Origin of the sequence: Paenibacillus forsythiae T98 (assembly GCF_000520735.1) — a bacterium.
Lineage (GTDB): Bacteria > Bacillota > Bacilli > Paenibacillales > Paenibacillaceae > Paenibacillus_AQ > Paenibacillus_AQ forsythiae.
Genome location: NZ_ASSC01000243.1, coordinates 1 through 4,766, shown reverse-complemented (window position 1 = coordinate 4,766; position 4,766 = coordinate 1). Strand labels below are relative to the sequence as shown.

The 4,766-nt window shown below is 56.7% G+C and carries 5 protein-coding genes and 1 riboswitch; of the genes, 4 read left to right on the top strand and 1 reads right to left on the bottom strand.

Annotated features, from left to right (window positions below):
• The first annotated feature begins 131 nt into the window (after positions 1 to 131).
• Complete coding sequence (locus tag L692_RS28130) at positions 132 to 992, top strand: hypothetical protein (protein WP_025698957.1); 861 nt, start codon at positions 132 to 134, stop codon at positions 990 to 992.
• A gap of 17 nt (positions 993 to 1,009) precedes the next feature.
• On the opposite strand, the gene L692_RS0108490 is transcribed toward L692_RS28130, so the two are convergent.
• The gene (locus L692_RS0108490; protein WP_025698949.1) at positions 1,010 to 2,245 is read right to left on the bottom strand and encodes a C40 family peptidase; all 1,236 of its coding nucleotides are present in this window, start codon (positions 2,243 to 2,245) and stop codon (positions 1,010 to 1,012) included.
• A 130-nt stretch (positions 2,246 to 2,375) separates the two neighbouring features.
• A riboswitch (Fluoride riboswitch) is annotated at positions 2,376 to 2,435 on the top strand.
• A gap of 67 nt (positions 2,436 to 2,502) precedes the next feature.
• Between L692_RS0108490 and L692_RS0108485 the strand changes: the two genes are divergently transcribed.
• The 3 genes from L692_RS0108485 to L692_RS0108475 all read left to right on the top strand — a co-directional run bounded on the left by L692_RS0108485 (position 2,503) and on the right by L692_RS0108475 (position 4,682).
• Complete coding sequence (locus L692_RS0108485; protein ID WP_025698947.1) at positions 2,503 to 3,846, top strand: voltage-gated chloride channel family protein; 1,344 nt, start codon at positions 2,503 to 2,505, stop codon at positions 3,844 to 3,846.
• Positions 3,847 to 3,923: 77 nt separating this feature from the next.
• Positions 3,924 to 4,370, top strand: coding sequence for a MarR family winged helix-turn-helix transcriptional regulator (locus L692_RS0108480; RefSeq protein ID WP_025698945.1), 447 nt, complete (start codon positions 3,924 to 3,926; stop codon positions 4,368 to 4,370).
• Between the two features lie 123 nt (positions 4,371 to 4,493).
• Positions 4,494 to 4,682, top strand: a complete 189-nt coding sequence (locus L692_RS0108475; RefSeq protein WP_025698942.1) for a hypothetical protein — start codon at positions 4,494 to 4,496, stop codon at positions 4,680 to 4,682.
• Positions 4,683 to 4,766 lie beyond the last annotated feature (84 nt).

The following is a 4,766-nucleotide window of genomic DNA, read 5'->3' as shown; positions in this document are numbered from 1 at the left end:
CGCTCGCCCTGCCTGCACCGTCGGTAAGCGAAACGAAGAAATAATACTTGCAGCCTCAAGGGGGTAGTCTCTGTCTATTAGGGCGAGATCTGCCTCCTTATCTGAATATTGATGCAGTGGAGGGAAAGGAAATGAAGCTGAAGCGCAGCCGTATGTCCGTATTCATCCTTGTCATTGCGGTCATGCTTTCCGGATGCGGGGCAGCCGCCAAGGAGGAGAAGCTTGCGGACCCGTATCTGGACCCGATGTCCTTGTCCATGGGGCATGCCCATGGCGGCTCCGGAGCCGAAACGCCTGCCGAGAAGGGCATCAAGGCGAGCTGGTCGTGGCCGGAAGGCAAGCCGGAGGCGGGCAGACCGGCCAAGCTAAGGCTACAGCTTGCGGACGGAGCCGGGAAGCCGCTGACCAAGCTCGATATCGTCCATGAACAGCGTCTACACCTTGTTGCCGTAAGCGGCGACCTGCGGCAGTTCCAGCATGTCCACCCCGATTATATCGGTGACGGGAGCTTTGAGATTGGCATTGCTTTTCCAAGCGGCGGCCCGTATACGTTGTTCGCTGATTTTACGCCAAGCGGGTATGGCGCATTGACTCGCAGCACAATCGTGGAAGTTTCCGGCGAGGCGCCTGCGCCGCAGCCGCTCAAGCCTAGCGCACAACTGAGCGGCGAGTTTGAGGGCATGGAGGTTTCTCTGCATTACGATCATCTGATGGCCAGGATGAGCACCATGATGACTTTCACCTTCAAGGACTCAAGGACGGGCAAGCCCATCCGCGATTTGGATCTATACCTGGGGGCGGTCGGCCATGTCATGATCGTCGACAGCACGGCGAGAACGTTCCTCCATGTTCATCCGCTGAACTGGGGCTCCTCCGGCCCGCAAGCCGTCTTTTCGGCTGCCTTTCCGGAGAGCGGGATCTACAAAATGTGGGGACAATTCAAACGGGGCGGCCGGATTGTCACCGTTCCTTTCACGATTGAAGTTCCCTAGAGCGCCCCAAGCCTAACCTAGAACACCCGCCGCGCTGTCACGAACCGTTTCTTCCAATAGTCGCTGAAGGCTTCATTGCGGACGCCGTATTTCTCCGAATAGGTATGCAGCAGCTTGTTGTCTCCCGCATAGATGGCGACATGCCCGATGTTCAAATCCCGCGTGCCGAAGAACAGCAGGTCGCCCCTGCGCAGCTCGTCCAGCCCGACCTCCTTGCCCGCCTTGGCCTGGTCGTAGGATACGCGGGGAAGGTCAATCGCGAGCGTATCCTGGAAGACGCGCTTGACGAAGGAAGAGCAATCGAAGCTGCCTGTCTGGTCCGGCGAAGCTCCGAATTCGTAAGGCGTGCCAAGGAAGGTGTCGCCGTAGGCGATCAGCTCGTCCGTCTGCAGGCCGGTCAGGGACGGGCTGGTATAGTCGCTGTACTTTGGCTTCGCGGATATGTATCCCGTCAGGTTATCCGGGGTCCGCACCTCCAGCCAGAAGGCGTCCACTTCACGCACGACATGGACCTTCGATTTCGCGGGCAGCAGCTTCAGGATGGCTGAGTTGCCGCCCGCATCTGTCGAACCACCGCCGGCAACCGGCGAACGGCCAGTCTTGGTCAGCGTCAGCGAAGGGCCTTCCGCATCCGGCAAGCCGCTGCCCGGGTCCGGCGAGCTACGCAGATTGACGCCCCAGCGGATGGACGTTTCAAAGGTGAACGTAAAGATCTGGACGGCGCGGGCCGCCTGGTCCCAGGTAACAGTGCTGCCCAGTGCTTCACTGATGAAGCGCAGCGGAACCATCGTATAGCCCTCTGATACTTGCCCGGGCGCATCCAACTGCACCGTCCGGTCGTTCACCATGGCTGTGAGGTCCCCAATGCGGTAGACCAGCGTCGTGGCGCCCTTCGTGGCGGTAACGGTCTTGTCCGCATTGTTCCAGGCGAGCTTGGCCCCTTGTACTTCAAACAGGCGGCGCATGGGGACAAGCAGCGTGCCGTTCACGTTCACCGGATCCGTCTCGGTCTGGAGCGGCGAGCCGTCCAGGTAGATGGATGTCGGCGCGGGAGACGGTTGGGACGGCTGAGCGGCCTGGGCATCCCGAACCGCCTGGACATCCGGAGCCGCCGCCTGAACGGTCCCGGTGGTCCGGAAAGCCGTGTCTGCTTGCCGGGCGCCCGGCCTGGCCGCTTCCTCCGCATGGGCGGAGGCTGAGTACAGCAAGGACAGAGCCAGAATGGAGAGGAGCGTGTTTTTACGTATTGCCATAAGTTCATCACCTTGTAAATTGGTATTATATAGTTAGACTGAGCGAAAGCGAAATGGTTTTGCTAAAGACGATAAGTTCTGTATGAGTTATCTCATTGACGAGTTTTGCAAAATGAATTAGAATCGACCTATTCATACAGGCGATGGAGTTCGCCGTAACCGCCGAAAGGCTGATGACTCCTACCAGAGGATTTTCATTCCCTGGTAGGAGTCTGTTTTTTTTATGAATATCTTTAATTAGGAAGGGAAAGAAGAAGATGAATGCTGTAAGACAAAAGTGGGCGCTGTGGGGAGAAAAATGGAGGTTTGCCGCGCTTGCGGTTACGCTGCTTAAATGGGTGGCGCTCGGGAGCGGCGTTGGCATACTGTCCGGCACGGCCTCCGCGTTCTTCCTGAAAAGTCTGGACTACGTGACCGATGTAAGAATGGCTAATCCATGGCTGCTGTTTCTGCTTCCGCTCGGCGGGGCGCTCGTCAGCTTCCTCTACCTGAAGGTCGGCAAGAACAGCGCGAAGGGCAACAACCTGATCCTGGAACAGATTAATAACGGCAATGAGACGATTCCGCTGCGGATGGCGCCGCTGGTTCTATTCGGAACCTTGGTCACGCATTTGTTCGGAGGGTCGGCGGGCCGCGAGGGTACAGCCGTGCAGATGGGCGGCAGCCTGGCCGAAGGGTTCGGCAGAATTCTCCGCGTCCGGTCTGTTGACCGCAAAATCCTGCTGATCTGCGGCATAAGCGGCGGATTCGGCTCGGTTTTCGGAACACCTCTGGCGGGCACGGTATTCGGTCTTGAGGTTCTGGCGCTCGGCCTGATCAGCCACGAAGCGCTGATTCCGGCTTTTGTGGCCGCTTTTACAGGCAATCTGGTCGCGACATCGTTCTGGGGCGTTTCCCATATTCATTATCACATCGGCGCTGTGCCCAGTTTAACATGGATGGTCGTCCTCAAGGTCGTATTCGCCTCTGTTCTGTTCGGGCTGACCAGTATTCTATTCAGTGAAATGACTCATGCGCTGAAAAAAGGGTACACCAGGCTTTTCAGCAATCCTGTGCTGAAAAGCGCGGTCGGCGGCGTCGTTATCATCGGTCTGGTCTATGTGCTCGGAACCCGCGATTATTTGGGGCTGGGCATCCCGCTGATTCATAGCTCTTTTACGGAGAGCGTCTCTCCATTCGCTTTTTTGGGCAAGCTGGTCTTCACTTCTCTTACTCTGGGAGCCGGATTTCAGGGGGGCGAGGTGACCCCTTTGTTCGCGATTGGAGCTGCTCTGGGGAACGCGCTGTCCGGATTTTTGCATTTGTACGCTCCTTTTTTGGCGGCCCTCGGATTCATCTCCGTATTCTGCGGCGCGGCCAACACCCCGATTGCCTGCTTTCTGATGGGAATTGAGCTGTTCGGGTCGGACGCGGCGGTATACATGTTCATTGCCTGTCTTGTCAGCTATCTGTTCTCGGGCCATACGGGCATCTATACCTCCCAGCTCATCGGAACCTCCAAGAGCCATCTCCTGCCGGTTTCCCGGGGCACAACTCTGGCGGCAGCGAAGGAGCTGGGGAAGCAGAAGGACAAGGGAACTCCCGTTTCGGATAAAAAATAAGCAGCCTGCCATGCTGTGTGAAAAGAATGCGCGGATGATATAATATAGTCAGCCTCAGACGAAAGGGAATTTACTATATGGAATTTGCCGAATCTAACGGACTTATCGCCGGCTGGCTGGCGCTGACCCATATTCAGTCGAATACGGCGGGAAGGCTGGAGCAGGCGCTGCAAGAAAGACACCGGATGTCCCTGAAGGAGTTTTATTTGCTGTTGTTCTTGTCGGAAGCGCCCGGGAAGAAGCTCCGTCTGCAGCAGCTCGAATCGATGGTTGGCCTGAGCCAGAGCGCCATGTCGCGGCTGGTCAGCCGGTTCGAGGCCAAGGGCTGCGGGGCGCTGAAACGGCATATTTGCGAAGAGGATCGCAGAAGCGTCTACACATCGTTGACTCCGATCGGTCAGGAGAAGGTGGACCGGGCGTATGCAACCGTTCAGTCGGTCCTTCTGGACGCCCTGCCGGCGCGGGAGCTTGAGAGCCTGCTGAATCAGCTCCTTGAAGCCAAGGGAAGCTCGGCGGATTCTTGAAAGATAAACCCTTGATTCATCAAGCTGATGATGGATTAAGGGTTTTAATGATTAAGGGGATGAAGCATATGATCCGGCTGGTCGTGCTAATGCCCTACAGAAATCCATTTTAGGAGGGTCACAGTGAAGAACAGAACCGGCATTATGGTTGCCGTCTCCATTATCCTTATTATCATCAGCAGCCAGATTCCTTCGGATGAATCGAAAATGCTGGGCGCCCTGCAGCAGATTCTGCTTGGACTTGGAATGGTCGGCTGCCTGCTCGGTATGCGGAAGTTTATCAAGGGTGGCAGCGGGAAAAAGAATGAGTGAATTTATAAAAAAGCTGCGGATTAAAGAGGCGCTGTTCCGGTACGGAGCAGCGCCTCTTCAAATGTCCGGTGTTATGGTCCGCAT

What these genes read in the sequence shown, in the direction of transcription:
- L692_RS0108490 (WP_025698949.1), bottom strand. Translation starts at nt 2,245, where the DNA reads ATGGCAATACGTAAAAACACGCTCCTCTCCATTCTGGCTCTGTCCTTG.
- L692_RS28130 (WP_025698957.1), top strand. Translation starts at nt 132, where the DNA reads ATGAAGCTGAAGCGCAGCCGTATGTCCGTATTCATCCTTGTCATTGCG.
- L692_RS0108480 (WP_025698945.1), top strand. Translation starts at nt 3,924, where the DNA reads ATGGAATTTGCCGAATCTAACGGACTTATCGCCGGCTGGCTGGCGCTG.
- L692_RS0108485 (WP_025698947.1), top strand. Translation starts at nt 2,503, where the DNA reads ATGAATGCTGTAAGACAAAAGTGGGCGCTGTGGGGAGAAAAATGGAGG.